General features: G+C 53.5%; 25 protein-coding genes and 1 pseudogene. All 26 read left to right on the plus strand.

Translation table 11 applies throughout. From position 1 onward, the window contains the following. Positions 1 to 118 (plus strand): annotated as a pseudogene (locus AACY09_RS18050) (elongation factor Tu); the annotation flags it as partial. 141 nt (positions 119 to 259) lie between these two features. After that, a complete protein-coding gene (gene rpsJ, locus AACY09_RS18055) occupies positions 260 to 571 on the plus strand; it encodes a 30S ribosomal protein S10 (protein ID WP_010486970.1) in 312 nt (103 codons plus the stop codon). Positions 572 to 652: 81 nt separating this feature from the next. Continuing rightward, a complete protein-coding gene (gene rplC, locus AACY09_RS18060; RefSeq protein ID WP_087515484.1) occupies positions 653 to 1,288 on the plus strand; it encodes a 50S ribosomal protein L3 in 636 nt (211 codons plus the stop codon). A gap of 12 nt (positions 1,289 to 1,300) precedes the next feature. Then, positions 1,301 to 1,903, plus strand: coding sequence for a 50S ribosomal protein L4 (gene rplD, locus AACY09_RS18065; protein ID WP_339489987.1), 603 nt, complete (start codon positions 1,301 to 1,303; stop codon positions 1,901 to 1,903). After that, positions 1,900 to 2,199: a 50S ribosomal protein L23 gene (gene rplW / locus AACY09_RS18070; protein WP_172149919.1), complete on the plus strand. Its 300-nt coding sequence runs from the start codon at positions 1,900 to 1,902 to the stop codon at positions 2,197 to 2,199. Before rplD ends, rplW begins: the two co-directional genes overlap by 4 nt. Before the next feature lie 14 nt (positions 2,200 to 2,213). Continuing rightward, complete coding sequence (rplB, locus tag AACY09_RS18075) at positions 2,214 to 3,038, plus strand: 50S ribosomal protein L2 (protein ID WP_339489990.1); 825 nt, start codon at positions 2,214 to 2,216, stop codon at positions 3,036 to 3,038. Between the two features lie 16 nt (positions 3,039 to 3,054). Beyond that, positions 3,055 to 3,330, plus strand: a complete 276-nt coding sequence (rpsS, locus tag AACY09_RS18080; RefSeq protein ID WP_010486981.1) for a 30S ribosomal protein S19 — start codon at positions 3,055 to 3,057, stop codon at positions 3,328 to 3,330. Positions 3,331 to 3,341: 11 nt separating this feature from the next. Beyond that, on the plus strand, positions 3,342 to 3,674 hold the full coding sequence (gene rplV / locus AACY09_RS18085; RefSeq protein WP_003103908.1) for a 50S ribosomal protein L22: 333 nt from the start codon (positions 3,342 to 3,344) through the stop codon (positions 3,672 to 3,674). A 13-nt stretch (positions 3,675 to 3,687) separates the two neighbouring features. Continuing rightward, a complete protein-coding gene (rpsC, locus tag AACY09_RS18090; protein ID WP_010486985.1) occupies positions 3,688 to 4,374 on the plus strand; it encodes a 30S ribosomal protein S3 in 687 nt (228 codons plus the stop codon). Positions 4,375 to 4,386: 12 nt separating this feature from the next. After that, positions 4,387 to 4,800: a 50S ribosomal protein L16 gene (gene rplP / locus AACY09_RS18095; RefSeq protein ID WP_003243901.1), complete on the plus strand. Its 414-nt coding sequence runs from the start codon at positions 4,387 to 4,389 to the stop codon at positions 4,798 to 4,800. Then, the gene (gene rpmC, locus AACY09_RS18100) at positions 4,800 to 4,991 is read left to right on the plus strand and encodes a 50S ribosomal protein L29 (protein WP_002555481.1); all 192 of its coding nucleotides are present in this window, start codon (positions 4,800 to 4,802) and stop codon (positions 4,989 to 4,991) included. The genes rplP and rpmC overlap by 1 nt, the downstream gene beginning before the upstream one ends. A 2-nt stretch (positions 4,992 to 4,993) precedes the next feature. Next, positions 4,994 to 5,260 (plus strand): 30S ribosomal protein S17, encoded by a 267-nt coding sequence (rpsQ, locus tag AACY09_RS18105; RefSeq protein WP_339489996.1) that lies wholly within the window; start codon positions 4,994 to 4,996, stop codon positions 5,258 to 5,260. Between the two features lie 23 nt (positions 5,261 to 5,283). Further along, positions 5,284 to 5,652 (plus strand): 50S ribosomal protein L14, encoded by a 369-nt coding sequence (gene rplN / locus AACY09_RS18110; protein ID WP_003281831.1) that lies wholly within the window; start codon positions 5,284 to 5,286, stop codon positions 5,650 to 5,652. Between the two features lie 11 nt (positions 5,653 to 5,663). Further along, on the plus strand, positions 5,664 to 5,978 hold the full coding sequence (rplX, locus tag AACY09_RS18115) for a 50S ribosomal protein L24 (RefSeq protein WP_119952550.1): 315 nt from the start codon (positions 5,664 to 5,666) through the stop codon (positions 5,976 to 5,978). Between the two features lie 19 nt (positions 5,979 to 5,997). Next, complete coding sequence (rplE, locus tag AACY09_RS18120; protein ID WP_087515487.1) at positions 5,998 to 6,537, plus strand: 50S ribosomal protein L5; 540 nt, start codon at positions 5,998 to 6,000, stop codon at positions 6,535 to 6,537. Positions 6,538 to 6,550: 13 nt separating this feature from the next. Then, the gene (rpsN, locus tag AACY09_RS18125; protein ID WP_087515488.1) at positions 6,551 to 6,856 is read left to right on the plus strand and encodes a 30S ribosomal protein S14; all 306 of its coding nucleotides are present in this window, start codon (positions 6,551 to 6,553) and stop codon (positions 6,854 to 6,856) included. A gap of 209 nt (positions 6,857 to 7,065) precedes the next feature. Further along, positions 7,066 to 7,458, plus strand: a complete 393-nt coding sequence (gene rpsH, locus AACY09_RS18130) for a 30S ribosomal protein S8 (protein ID WP_010486999.1) — start codon at positions 7,066 to 7,068, stop codon at positions 7,456 to 7,458. Between the two features lie 12 nt (positions 7,459 to 7,470). Further along, positions 7,471 to 8,004, plus strand: coding sequence for a 50S ribosomal protein L6 (gene rplF / locus AACY09_RS18135; RefSeq protein WP_010487001.1), 534 nt, complete (start codon positions 7,471 to 7,473; stop codon positions 8,002 to 8,004). A 9-nt stretch (positions 8,005 to 8,013) separates the two neighbouring features. Further along, a complete protein-coding gene (gene rplR / locus AACY09_RS18140) occupies positions 8,014 to 8,364 on the plus strand; it encodes a 50S ribosomal protein L18 (RefSeq protein WP_087515489.1) in 351 nt (116 codons plus the stop codon). Positions 8,365 to 8,367: 3 nt separating this feature from the next. Next, entirely contained in the window at positions 8,368 to 8,868 is a 501-nt protein-coding gene (gene rpsE / locus AACY09_RS18145; RefSeq protein ID WP_339490010.1) for a 30S ribosomal protein S5, read from the plus strand. Between the two features lie 2 nt (positions 8,869 to 8,870). Beyond that, a complete protein-coding gene (gene rpmD / locus AACY09_RS18150) occupies positions 8,871 to 9,050 on the plus strand; it encodes a 50S ribosomal protein L30 (protein ID WP_010487007.1) in 180 nt (59 codons plus the stop codon). 3 nt (positions 9,051 to 9,053) lie between these two features. Continuing rightward, positions 9,054 to 9,488 (plus strand): 50S ribosomal protein L15, encoded by a 435-nt coding sequence (gene rplO, locus AACY09_RS18155; protein WP_010487008.1) that lies wholly within the window; start codon positions 9,054 to 9,056, stop codon positions 9,486 to 9,488. Next, positions 9,489 to 10,817: a preprotein translocase subunit SecY gene (gene secY / locus AACY09_RS18160; RefSeq protein WP_339490013.1), complete on the plus strand. Its 1,329-nt coding sequence runs from the start codon at positions 9,489 to 9,491 to the stop codon at positions 10,815 to 10,817. A gap of 28 nt (positions 10,818 to 10,845) precedes the next feature. Continuing rightward, positions 10,846 to 10,962 carry a 50S ribosomal protein L36 gene (gene rpmJ, locus AACY09_RS18165; RefSeq protein WP_002555468.1) on the plus strand — a complete coding sequence of 39 codons (117 nt, stop codon included), beginning with the start codon at positions 10,846 to 10,848 and terminating at the stop codon, positions 10,960 to 10,962. A 133-nt stretch (positions 10,963 to 11,095) separates the two neighbouring features. Then, positions 11,096 to 11,452 (plus strand): 30S ribosomal protein S13, encoded by a 357-nt coding sequence (gene rpsM / locus AACY09_RS18170; RefSeq protein WP_010487012.1) that lies wholly within the window; start codon positions 11,096 to 11,098, stop codon positions 11,450 to 11,452. Between the two features lie 30 nt (positions 11,453 to 11,482). Further along, positions 11,483 to 11,872, plus strand: coding sequence for a 30S ribosomal protein S11 (gene rpsK, locus AACY09_RS18175; protein ID WP_013789773.1), 390 nt, complete (start codon positions 11,483 to 11,485; stop codon positions 11,870 to 11,872). The last annotated feature ends 4 nt before the right edge of the window (positions 11,873 to 11,876 follow it).

The raw sequence follows: 11,876 nt of genomic DNA on the forward strand, positions 1-11,876 counted from the left end.
CATCAAAATGGTTGTTACCCTGATTGCTCCAATCGCCATGGAAGATGGTCTGCGTTTCGCGATTCGCGAAGGCGGCCGTACCGTTGGTGCTGGTGTAGTTGCCAAGATCATCGAGTAATCGGTTGATCTAGAAAAAGCCCCCGCTTGCGGGGGCTTTTTTATTGGGTTGACACTGGGAATGAGCGTCTATAGAATTGCGCCTCCTTTTAACGGGCGTACTGCGTCCGTTGGGAATCGCAGCTTGGAATCTGAGGTCAAAATGCAAAACCAACAAATCCGTATTCGGTTGAAGGCTTTTGACCATCGCCTGATCGATCAATCAACCCAGGAAATCGTGGAAACCGCGAAACGTACTGGTGCTCAGGTGCGTGGTCCGATTCCATTGCCTACTCGCAAAGAGCGGTTCACAGTTCTTACTTCTCCGCACGTCAACAAAGACGCGCGTGATCAGTTTGAAATTCGAACCCACAAACGCGTACTGGACATTGTCCAGCCAACGGATAAAACCGTTGATGCGCTGATGAAGCTCGACCTTGCGGCTGGCGTGGAAGTGCAGATCAGCCTCGGCTAAGACTTGGGTCTTAGTCGTGTAACGCTCTGAAATGGGCGGCCATAGCGGGTGAAAGCCCCGTACACTCATGAGGTTTACAACATGACTATTGGTGTAGTCGGTCGTAAATGCGGTATGACCCGTATTTTCACCGAAGAAGGTGTCTCCATTCCGGTTACGGTCATTGAGATCGAGCCGAATCGCGTCACCCAGTTCAAAACTGAGGAGTCCGATGGCTATCGTGCAGTGCAAGTCACTGTAGGTGAGCGTCGTGCTTCGCGTGTCAGCAAGGCTCAAGCCGGTCACTTCGCTAAGGCGAACGTCGCGGCAGGTCGTGGTGTTTGGGAATTCCGTCTTGAAGAAGGCGAGTACTCAAATGGCGACTTGATCAACGCTGAAATCTTCCAAGCTGGACAGATGGTCGATGTGACCGGTCAGTCCAAAGGTAAAGGCTTTGCCGGTACCATCAAGCGTTGGAACTTCCGCGGCCAAGACAACACGCACGGTAACTCCGTGTCCCACCGTGTTCCGGGTTCTATTGGCCAGTGCCAAACCCCAGGTCGCGTATTCAAGGGCAAGAAAATGTCCGGTCACATGGGTGCTGAGCGTGTGACGGTACAGTCCCTGGAAGTTGTGCGCGTCGACGCTGAACGCAACCTGCTGTTGGTCAAAGGCGCTGTTCCTGGCGCGACTGGCGGTAACTTGGTTGTGCGTCCAGCAGCTAAGACTCGCGGTTAAGGGGAAGCTGACATGCAATTAAATGTAAATGGCGCTCAAGCGATCGAAGTTTCCGAAGCTACTTTCGGCGGCGATTACAACGAGACCCTGGTTCACCAAGCAGTTGTGGCCTACATGGCCGGCGGCCGTCAAGGCAGCAAGCAACAGAAGACTCGTTCCGATGTTTCTGGCGGCGGCAAGCGTCCGTGGCGTCAGAAGGGTACCGGTCGTGCTCGTGCTGGTACCACTCGTGGTCCGATCTGGCGTGGCGGTGGTGTGACATTCGCGGCTCGTCCGCAGAATCACGACCAGAAGCTGAACAAGAAGATGTATCGCGCTGCGATTCGTTCGATTCTTGCTGAGCTGGTTCGCACCGATCGTATGGTTGTAGTTGAAGACTTCGCTGTTGAAGCTCCGAAAACCAAAGATCTGCTGAACAAGCTGAATGGCATGGGTCTGACTAACGTCCTGATCGTGTCTGATGCAATTGATCAAAATCTGTACCTGGCTGCTCGTAACCTGCCGCACGTCGATGTTCGTGACGTTCAGGGTTCTGATCCGGTCAGTCTGATCGCGTATGAAAAGGTACTGGTTACCGTTTCTGCCGTGAAGAAATTCGAGGAGATGCTGGGATGAACCAGGAACGCGTATTTAAAGTGCTGCTGGGTCCGCACGTCTCTGAGAAAGCCACATTACTGGCCGATAAGAAAAGCCAGTTCGTATTTAAAGTTGCGACTGACGCAACCAAGCTGGAAATCAAGAAGGCCGTCGAAAGCCTGTTCAGCGTGAAAGTTGAGCGTGTTACTACTCAGAACGTTCTGGGTAAGAGCAAGCGCACCGCTCGCGGTCTGGGCAAGCGTAACGACTGGAAGAAAGCGATCATCTCGCTTCAGCCAGGCCAAGATCTCGATTTCGCCAGCAGTGCTGAGTAAGGAAGGGGAGCATCATGGCTATTGTTAAATGCAAACCGACTTCCGCTGGCCGCCGTTTTGTGGTCAAGGTGGTCAATCAGGAGCTGCATAAAGGCGCTCCTTACGCTCCGCTGCTTGAGAAGAAGTCGAAGACTGGCGGTCGTAACAACAACGGTCGCATCACTACCCGTCATATCGGTGGTGGTCACAAGCAGCATTATCGTCTGGTCGATTTCCGTCGCAACGACAAAGATGGCATTCCAGCCACTGTCGAGCGTATTGAATACGATCCGAACCGTACCGCACACATCGCTTTGTTGATGTATGCAGACGGTGAGCGTCGCTACATCATCGCACCTAAGGGTGTGAGTGCTGGTGACCAGCTGATTGCTGGGATCATGGCGCCAATCAAACCAGGTAACAGCCTGCAACTGCGTAACATTCCAGTTGGTAGCACTGTTCACGGTATTGAATTGAAGCCAGGTAAAGGTGCACAGATCGCTCGTTCCGCTGGTGCTTCGGCTCAGTTGATCGCTCGTGAAGGCGTCTATGTGACATTGCGTCTGCGTTCCGGTGAAATGCGTAAAGTTCTGGCCGAGTGCCGTGCAACTTTGGGCGAAGTTTCGAACTCCGAGCACAGCCTGCGTTCGCTAGGTAAAGCTGGTGCTAAGCGCTGGCGTGGCGTTCGCCCGACCGTTCGTGGTGTTGCCATGAACCCGGTCGACCACCCACATGGTGGTGGTGAAGGTCGTACCTCTGGTGGTCGTCATCCGGTGTCTCCATGGGGCTTCCCTACCAAGGGTGCTAAGACTCGTGGTAACAAGCGCACCGATAAAATGATCGTCCGTCGTCGCAAGTAATTAGAGGGATACGACAGTGCCACGTTCTCTGAAAAAAGGTCCTTTCATCGATCTTCACCTACTGAAGAAGATTGAAGTGGCAGTTGAAAAGAATGATCGCAAGCCAGTTAAAACCTGGTCGCGCCGTTCTATGATTCTGCCGCAAATGGTCGGTCTGACCATTGCTGTGCATAACGGCCGTCAACATGTCCCAGTTCTTGTGAACGAAGACATGGTCGGTCACAAACTCGGCGAGTTTGCTGGTACCCGCACTTATCGTGGGCACGTAGCAGACAAGAAAGCCAAGCGTTAAGGGGTTAGGAAATGGAAGTAGCCGCTAAGTTGTCGGGCGCTCGAATCTCCGCCCAAAAAGCCCGCTTGGTCGCCGACCAGATCCGCGGGAAAAAGGTGGGCGAAGCGCTCAACTTGTTGGCTTTTAGCAGTAAGAAAGCCGCCGAGATCATGAAAAAAGTGCTGGAGTCGGCTGTAGCCAACGCCGAGCACAACGAAGGCGCAGACGTTGATGACTTGAAGGTCAGCACCGTTTTCGTCAACGAGGGGCGTTCGCTGAAGCGTATCATGCCGCGTGCCAAAGGCCGCGCTGATCGCATCGTCAAGCGGTCTTGCCATATCACTGTCAAGGTTGCGGACAAGTAACGGAGTCGATCAGATGGGTCAGAAAGTACATCCCATTGGCATACGCCTGGGAATCGTCAAGGAGCACACCTCCGTCTGGTACGCAGACGGTCGGACTTATGCGGACTATTTGTTCGCTGATCTGAAAGTGCGTGAGTACCTCCAAGACAAATTAAAAAGCGCGTCCGTTAGCCGTATCGACATTGCTCGTCCGGCTCAAACAGCACGCATCACCATCCACACCGCTCGTCCAGGTATCGTTATCGGGAAGAAAGGTGAGGACGTTGAGAAACTGCGTCAGGACCTGACCAAGCAAATGGGTGTGCCTGTGCACATCAATATCGAAGAGATCCGCAAGCCGGAACTCGACGGTATGCTGGTTGCGCAGAGCGTAGCTCAGCAGCTGGAGCGTCGTGTGATGTTCCGTCGCGCTATGAAGCGCGCTGTACAAAACGCCATGCGTATTGGTGCCAAGGGCATCAAAATCCAAGTGAGCGGTCGTCTCGGCGGTGCTGAAATTGCACGTACCGAATGGTATCGCGAAGGTCGTGTGCCGTTGCACACCCTGCGTGCCGATATCGACTATGCCACGTACGAAGCGCACACCACTTATGGTGTGATCGGTGTCAAGGTTTGGATCTTCAAAGGCGAAGTAATTGGTGGTCGCCACGAAGAACTGAAACCACAAGCACCTGCGCCTCGTAAAAAAGCTGCTAAGTAAGGGGTACGCCAAATGTTGCAACCAAAGCGTACGAAGTTCCGCAAGCAGATGACAGGCCACAACCGTGGCTTGGCGCAACGCGGTAGCAAAGTCAGCTTCGGCGAATTCGCCTTGAAGTCTGTTGCCCGCGGTCGTCTCACCGCCCGTCAGATTGAGTCCGCTCGTCGTGCTCTGACTCGTCACGTTAAGCGTGGCGGGAAAATCTGGATTCGCGTTTTCCCGGATAAGCCGGTTACCAAGAAGCCTCTAGAAGTGCGGATGGGTAAAGGTAAGGGTGGCGTTGAGTATTGGGTAGCCCAGATTCAGCCAGGCAAAGTCCTGTATGAAATCGAAGGCGTTTCCGAAGAGTTGGCGCGTGAGGCTTTCGCCTTGGCAGCTGCAAAGTTGCCTCTCGCCACCACTTTTGTTAAGCGGACGGTGATGTGATGAAGGCGAATGAACTTCGTGAAAAATCAGCACAGCAGCTGAACGAGCAACTGCTCGGCCTGCTGCGCGACCAGTTCAATCTGCGTATGCAGAAAGCGACTGGCCAGTTGGGGCAGTCTCATCTGCTCTCGCAAGTTAAGCGCGATATCGCTCGTGTGAAGACTGTGCTCAACCAGCAGGCAGGTAAGTGATCATGGCTGAAGCCGAAAAAACAGTCCGTACGCTGACCGGCCGTGTTGTCAGCGACAAGATGGACAAGACCATCACCGTATTGATCGAGCGTCGCGTTAAGCACCCGATCTACGGTAAATACGTTAAGCGTTCGACCAAGCTGCACGCGCATGACGAAAGCAATCAGTGCCACATCGGTGACAAAGTTTCGATTCGTGAAACCCGTCCCGTTGCCAAGACTAAAACTTGGGCACTGGTTGAAGTCATCGAACGCGCAGTGGAAGTCTAAGGACTAGGGGTCGGAGAAATTATATGATTCAGACTCAATCCATGCTCGACGTTGCTGACAACAGTGGCGCACGTCGCGTTATGTGTATCAAGGTGCTGGGCGGTTCACACCGCCGTTACGCTGGCATCGGTGACATCATCAAGGTAACCGTTAAGGAAGCAATTCCGCGCGGTAAAGTGAAGAAGGGCCAGGTAATGACTGCAGTTGTAGTCCGTACCCGTCATGGCGTTCGTCGCCCTGATGGCTCGATCATTCGCTTCGATGGCAACGCTGCTGTTCTGTTGAACAACAAGCAAGAGCCTATCGGTACCCGTATCTTTGGGCCCGTGACTCGCGAACTTCGTACTGAGAAGTTCATGAAGATCGTCTCGCTCGCCCCAGAAGTGCTGTAAGGAGATCCGACATGCAAAAGATTCGTCGTGACGACGAGATCATCGTGATCGCCGGCAAAGACAAAGGTAAGCGCGGTAAGGTGCTCAAGGTTCTCGCTGACGACCGTCTGGTCGTTGGTGGGATCAACCTTGTTAAGCGTCATACCAAGCCTAACCCGATGTCGGGCGTTCAAGGCGGTATCGTTGAGAAAGAAGCGCCATTGCACGCTTCTAACGTGGCCATTTTCAATGGCGAAACCAGCAAGGCAGATCGCGTTGGTTTCAAAGTTGAAGACGGTAAAAAAATTCGTGTCTTCAAGTCGACCCAAAAAGCGGTTGATGCTTGAACACTGCTAGGTAGAGACCATGGCACGACTAAAAGAGATTTATCGGAAGGAAATTGCGCCCAAGCTCCAGGAAGAACTGAAGCTTGCTAACGTGATGGAAGTTCCGCGCATTACCAAAATCACCCTTAACATGGGCCTGGGCGAAGCGATCGGTGATAAGAAAATCATCGAGCACGCAGTTGCCGACCTGGAAAAGATCACCGGTCAGAAAGTCGTAGTGACTCATGCCCGTAAGTCGATTGCAGGCTTCAAGGTTCGTGAGGGCTGGCCGATTGGCGTTAAAGTAACTCTGCGCCGTGAGCGTATGTACGAGTTCCTGGATCGTCTGCTGTCTATCTCCCTGCCGCGCGTGCGTGACTTCCGCGGCCTGAATGCCAAGTCGTTTGACGGCCGTGGCAACTACAGCATGGGCGTTAAAGAGCAGATCATTTTCCCGGAAATCGACTACGACAAAATCGATGCCCTCCGCGGTCTGGATATTACCCTGACCACCACTGCTCGTACGGATGATGAAGGTCGCGCATTGCTGCGTGCTTTCAAATTCCCGTTCCGCAACTGATAGGAGCTGGATCATGGCCAAAATGAGCATGAAAAACCGCGAGCTGAAGCGTCAGCAAACGGTTGCTAAGTACGCCAAGAAGCGTGCTGAGCTGAAAGCCATCATCGTCGATCAGGAAGCAACTCCTGAAGCGCGTTGGGAAGCTACAGTAGCGCTGCAGAAGCAACCACGTGACGCAAGCGCTTCGCGCATGCGTAACCGTTGCCGCATTACCGGTCGTCCGCACGGCGTTTATCGCAAGTTCGGTCTGTCGCGTATCAAGCTGCGTGAAGCTGCTATGCGCGGTGACGTACCAGGTCTGGTCAAAGCCAGCTGGTAAGCCACTGTTAGCTGGTCATCTGTTTTGCCCGGTTTACCGGGTAAAGCAGGTGAATTCAGCAAGCAATTTGAATCAAGCCCCTTTTGGGGCTTGATTCATTTTTGATCAGTCACTAGAATGTTCGGCTCGCCTGAGCCTGGGTTCGCCCAAAGGTGTCTGGTGACTCTAGCCGTAAGGCTAATTCTTTTTGTATCAGGAGCGTCTAGCCCATGAGTATGCAGGACCCGTTAGCGGACATGCTAACTCGTATCCGTAATGCCCAGATGGCTGAAAAGTCCGTCGTAAGCATGCCATCTTCAACTTTGAAGGTAGCCGTAGCCAAAGTTCTCAAGGACGAAGGTTATGTTGCGGATTATCAGATCAGCGGTGAAGCAAAACCGCAGCTGTCCATCGAGCTGAAATATTTCGAAGGCCGTCCGGTCATCGAAGAAGTAAAACGCGTAAGCCGTCCAGGCCTCCGCCAATACAAAGCTGTCGAAGATCTGCCGAAAGTTCGTGGCGGTCTTGGCGTGTCTATCGTCTCCACCAACAAAGGTGTGATGACGGATCGTGCTGCGCGCGCTGCCGGTGTCGGTGGTGAAGTGCTTTGTACTGTGTTCTAGGGGGAGATAAGCATGTCTCGCGTTGCTAAAAACCCCGTCAAGCTGCCATCTGGTGTAGAGATCAAACTCGCCGGTCAGCAGCTTTCGGTGAAAGGTGCCAAGGGCACTTTGGAACTGAACGTTCACTCGTCCGTTGAAGTGGTCCAGGATTCCGGTGAGCTGCGTTTCGCTGCTCGCAATGGTGATCAACAGACTCGCGCAATGGCCGGTACCACTCGTGCGTTGGTTAACAACATGGTAATCGGCGTCAGCGAAGGCTTCGAGCGCAAGCTCCAGTTGGTAGGTGTTGGTTATAAAGCACAAGCAAAAGGTCAGGTTCTGTCCTTAGCTTTGGGCTTCTCCCACCCAATCGACTACGAATTGCCGCAAGGCGTTACCGCCGAAACCCCTAGCCAGACCGACATCCTGATCAAGGGCGTCGATAAACAACTGGTTGGTCAGGTAGCTGCGGAAATTCGTGACTTCCGTCGTCCTGAACCTTACAAGGGCAAAGGTGTTCGTTACGCTGACGAAGTCGTCCGCCGTAAAGAAGCCAAGAAGAAGTAGGGCTAGCAAATGACCGACAAAAAAGTTACTCGACTGCGCCGCGCTCGCAAAGCACGTCTGAAAATGCACGAACTCGAAGTCGTGCGTCTCTGCGTGTACCGCTCTGCGCAGCACATCTATGCCCAGGTCATCTCGGCCGACGGCAGCAAGGTATTGGCCACCGCGTCGACCTTGGACAAAGCACTGCGTGATGGCGCCACTGGCAACATCGACGCAGCCAAGAAAGTTGGCGAGCTGGTTGCCGAGCGTGCGAAAGCCGCTGGTGTGACTCAGGTTGCATTCGACCGTTCTGGCTTCAAGTACCACGGCCGCGTTAAGGCGCTGGCTGATGCTGCTCGTGAAGGCGGGCTGGAGTTCTAAGTTATGTCAAATAACGACCAAAAGCGCGACGAAGGCTACATCGAGAAATTGGTGCAGGTTAACCGTGTTGCTAAAACCGTAAAAGGTGGCCGTATCTTCACTTTCACCGCGTTGACCGTGGTAGGTGATGGTAAGGGTCGCGTTGGTTTCGGCCGCGGCAAATCCCGCGAAGTGCCAGCTGCTATCCAAAAGGCGATGGAAGCTGCACGTCGTAACATGATCACTGTTGATCTGAACGGCACTACTTTGCAATACGCAATGAAGTCTGGTCATGGCGCCTCCAAGGTGTACATGCAGCCAGCTTCCGAAGGTACCGGCATTATTGCTGGTGGCGCGATGCGTGCTGTGCTTGAAGTAGCGGGTGTTCACAACGTATTGGCGAAGTGCTACGGCTCTACCAACCCTGTGAACGTGGTACACGCCACTTTCAAAGGTTTGAAAGCTATGCAGTCTCCGGACTCCGTTGCGGCTAAGCGTGGCAAGAGCGTCGAGGAGATTCTCTAATCATGGCTAATACCGTAAAAGTCACGCTGATCAAAAGCGTGAACGGCCGTCTGGCTAATCACAAAGCTTGCGTCAAAGGCCTTGGCCTGCGTCGTATCAATCACACCGTTGAAGTTCTGGATACTCCAGAGAATCGCGGCATGATGAACAAAGCTTATTACCTTCTCCGCGTGGAGGGTTAACGCATGTTCCTGAATGATTTGAGTCCTGCGCCGGGTTCCCGTCGCGAGAAGCACCGTCCGGGTCGTGGTATCGGTAGTGGTTTGGGTAAGACTGGTGGCCGTGGTCACAAAGGTCAAACCTCCCGCTCCGGTGGTTCCATTGCTCCAGGTTTTGAAGGCGGCCAGCAGCCTCTGCACCGTCGTCTCCCTAAATTCGGCTTCGTTTCTCTGAAGGCTATGGATCGCGCAGAAGTGCGTACATCCGAGCTGAACAAGATCGAAGGTGATGTAGTTACTCTGCAGGCGCTGAAGGATGCTGACCTGATTAATCAAAACGTACAGCGTGTGAAAGTCATGCTGTCCGGCGAGATTACTCGTGCAGTTACCCTTAAAGGTATCGCCGCCACCAAAGGTGCGCGTGCGGCTATCGAAGCAGCTGGCGGTAAGTTCGAGGAATAAATGGCTAAGCAAGGTGCTCTCTCAGCGCTAGGCAATGGCGGGTTATCCGAGCTCTGGGCTCGTCTGCGCTTTCTGTTCATGGCGATTATCGTCTACCGGATTGGCGCACACATCCCTGTGCCTGGAATCAACCCTGATAGACTGGCGGATCTGTTTCGACAGAATGAGGGGACCATTCTTAGCTTGTTCAACATGTTTTCCGGTGGTGCGCTGGAGCGCATGAGCATTTTTGCATTGGGGATCATGCCGTACATTTCGGCGTCGATCATCATGCAGCTCATGTCAGCTGTCAGCCCACAACTGGAGCAGTTGAAGAAGGAAGGTGAATCTGGCCGTCGCAAGATCAGCCAGTACACCCGCTACGGCACTCTCGTCCTGGCATTCGTTCAAGCGATCGGCATGTCCGTTGGCTTGGCGAGTCAGGGCGTCGCGTTCTCAGCTGATTTCAGCTTTTACTTTGTCGCAGTCACTACGTTCGTTGCAGGCGCAATGTTCATGATGTGGCTCGGCGAGCAAATCACTGAGCGTGGTGTTGGCAACGGTATTTCGATGCTGATTTTTGCAGGCATCGTAGCCGGTCTGCCGCGGGCGATTGGGCAGTCTTTCGAGTCTGCTCGTCAGGGGGATATCAATATCTTCGCCCTGGTCGCCATCGGTTTGCTGGCAGTAGCGATCATTGGTTTTGTGGTGTTCATTGAGCGTGGGCAGCGTCGCATTGCGGTGCATTACGCCAAGCGTCAGCAGGGCCGTAAGGTGTTTGCTGCGCAGACTAGCCACTTGCCACTGAAGGTGAATATGGCGGGGGTTATCCCGGCTATTTTCGCTAGCAGCCTTCTGTTGTTCCCGGCATCGCTGGGGTCTTGGTTCGGTCAGTCTGAAGGTTTGGGCTGGCTTCAAGATATCTCGCAGGCTATCGCTCCTGGTCAGCCGTTGAACATTTTGCTGTTTAGTGCAGGGATCGTTTTCTTCTGCTTCTTCTACACAGCATTGATGTTCAATCCGAAAGACGTAGCGGAAAACCTGAAGAAGTCTGGTGCCTTTATTCCAGGCATTCGTCCAGGCGAGCAGTCAGCGCGTTACATTGATAGCGTATTGACTCGTTTGACCCTGTTCGGGGCCATGTACATGACGGCCGTATGTTTGCTGCCCCAGTTTCTGGTGGTTGCAGCCAACGTTCCGTTCTATCTCGGCGGGACCTCGTTGCTGATTGTGGTTGTGGTTGTAATGGACTTCATGTCCCAAGTACAATCGCACCTCGTTTCGAACCAGTACGAATCCCTGATGAAGAAAGCCAACCTGAAGGGCTACGGCAGCGGCATGATGCGCTGAAGTGTCCATAAGGTTCGAGGAGTTGGTGATGAAAGTTCGTGCATCAGTGAAAAAGCTGTGCCGTAACTGCAAAATTATTCGTCGCGAAGGTGTCGTGCGAGTGATCTGCAGCGCGGAACCGCGTCACAAGCAGCGCCAAGGCTGAGTGTGATTGTTGCGATATAAGCCCGACAGCTAGTGCGCTGTCGGGTTGATTATTTGTTTTTACAGCGTTAAGATCTTGCGCCCCATTTCTTGGCTTCCGGGGCGTGGGTTGCTGTCAATTGGAGTTACACTGAATGGCCCGTATTGCAGGCGTTAACATTCCGGATAACAAACACACTGTTATCTCGCTGACCTACATCTTTGGTGTCGGTCGCACAACTGCACAGAAAATCTGTGCTGCTACTGGTGTAAACCCAGCAGCTAAAATCAAAGATCTCTCTGACGAGCAGATCGAGCAGCTGCGTGGTGAAGTCGCCAAGGTTAACACCGAGGGTGATCTGCGCCGCGAAGTTAACATGAAAATCAAACGCTTGATGGACCTGGGCTGCTACCGCGGTCTGCGCCATCGTCGCGGCCTTCCGGTCCGCGGTCAGCGTACCAAGACCAACGCGCGTACCCGTAAGGGCCCGCGTAAGCCGATCCGCAAGTAATTGCGCCCGCGAATCGACAGGAAATAAGTCATGGCTAAGCCTGCTGCTCGTACTCGTAAGAAAGTTAAAAAGACAGTTGTGGATGGCATCGCCCATATCCACGCTTCTTTCAACAACACAATCGTGACCATTACTGACCGTCAGGGCAATGCTCTGTCTTGGGCCACCTCCGGTGGTTCAGGTTTCCGCGGCTCACGTAAGAGCACCCCGTTTGCTGCCCAGGTGGCTGCAGAACGTGCTGGTCAAGCTGCGCTGGAATACGGCCTGAAGAACCTTGACGTTAACGTCAAAGGCCCAGGTCCCGGCCGTGAGTCCGCTGTCCGTGCATTGAACGGCTGCGGTTACAAGATCGCCAGCATCACCGATGTGACGCCCATCCCGCATAACGGATGCCGTCCTTCGAAGAAGCGTCGCGTGTAATCAG

This window comes from Pseudomonas sp. EL_65y_Pfl2_R95, assembly GCF_963971045.1.
Classification (GTDB): domain Bacteria; phylum Pseudomonadota; class Gammaproteobacteria; order Pseudomonadales; family Pseudomonadaceae; genus Aquipseudomonas.

Coding starts and splice junctions, on each gene's coding strand:
- rpsK (WP_013789773.1), top strand. CDS start 11,483: ATGGCTAAGCCTGCTGCTCGTACTCGTAAGAAAGTTAAAAAGACAGTT.
- rpsE (WP_339490010.1), top strand. CDS start 8,368: ATGTCAAATAACGACCAAAAGCGCGACGAAGGCTACATCGAGAAATTG.
- rpmJ (WP_002555468.1), top strand. CDS start 10,846: ATGAAAGTTCGTGCATCAGTGAAAAAGCTGTGCCGTAACTGCAAAATT.
- rplO (WP_010487008.1), top strand. CDS start 9,054: ATGTTCCTGAATGATTTGAGTCCTGCGCCGGGTTCCCGTCGCGAGAAG.
- rplF (WP_010487001.1), top strand. CDS start 7,471: ATGTCTCGCGTTGCTAAAAACCCCGTCAAGCTGCCATCTGGTGTAGAG.
- rplR (WP_087515489.1), top strand. CDS start 8,014: ATGACCGACAAAAAAGTTACTCGACTGCGCCGCGCTCGCAAAGCACGT.
- rplV (WP_003103908.1), top strand. CDS start 3,342: ATGGAAGTAGCCGCTAAGTTGTCGGGCGCTCGAATCTCCGCCCAAAAA.
- secY (WP_339490013.1), top strand. CDS start 9,489: ATGGCTAAGCAAGGTGCTCTCTCAGCGCTAGGCAATGGCGGGTTATCC.
- rpsN (WP_087515488.1), top strand. CDS start 6,551: ATGGCCAAAATGAGCATGAAAAACCGCGAGCTGAAGCGTCAGCAAACG.
- rplB (WP_339489990.1), top strand. CDS start 2,214: ATGGCTATTGTTAAATGCAAACCGACTTCCGCTGGCCGCCGTTTTGTG.
- rpmD (WP_010487007.1), top strand. CDS start 8,871: ATGGCTAATACCGTAAAAGTCACGCTGATCAAAAGCGTGAACGGCCGT.
- rplC (WP_087515484.1), top strand. CDS start 653: ATGACTATTGGTGTAGTCGGTCGTAAATGCGGTATGACCCGTATTTTC.
- rpmC (WP_002555481.1), top strand. CDS start 4,800: ATGAAGGCGAATGAACTTCGTGAAAAATCAGCACAGCAGCTGAACGAG.
- rplX (WP_119952550.1), top strand. CDS start 5,664: ATGCAAAAGATTCGTCGTGACGACGAGATCATCGTGATCGCCGGCAAA.
- rpsC (WP_010486985.1), top strand. CDS start 3,688: ATGGGTCAGAAAGTACATCCCATTGGCATACGCCTGGGAATCGTCAAG.
- rpsJ (WP_010486970.1), top strand. CDS start 260: ATGCAAAACCAACAAATCCGTATTCGGTTGAAGGCTTTTGACCATCGC.
- rpsH (WP_010486999.1), top strand. CDS start 7,066: ATGAGTATGCAGGACCCGTTAGCGGACATGCTAACTCGTATCCGTAAT.
- rplE (WP_087515487.1), top strand. CDS start 5,998: ATGGCACGACTAAAAGAGATTTATCGGAAGGAAATTGCGCCCAAGCTC.
- rplD (WP_339489987.1), top strand. CDS start 1,301: ATGCAATTAAATGTAAATGGCGCTCAAGCGATCGAAGTTTCCGAAGCT.
- rplP (WP_003243901.1), top strand. CDS start 4,387: ATGTTGCAACCAAAGCGTACGAAGTTCCGCAAGCAGATGACAGGCCAC.
- rplW (WP_172149919.1), top strand. CDS start 1,900: ATGAACCAGGAACGCGTATTTAAAGTGCTGCTGGGTCCGCACGTCTCT.
- rpsQ (WP_339489996.1), top strand. CDS start 4,994: ATGGCTGAAGCCGAAAAAACAGTCCGTACGCTGACCGGCCGTGTTGTC.
- rplN (WP_003281831.1), top strand. CDS start 5,284: ATGATTCAGACTCAATCCATGCTCGACGTTGCTGACAACAGTGGCGCA.
- rpsM (WP_010487012.1), top strand. CDS start 11,096: ATGGCCCGTATTGCAGGCGTTAACATTCCGGATAACAAACACACTGTT.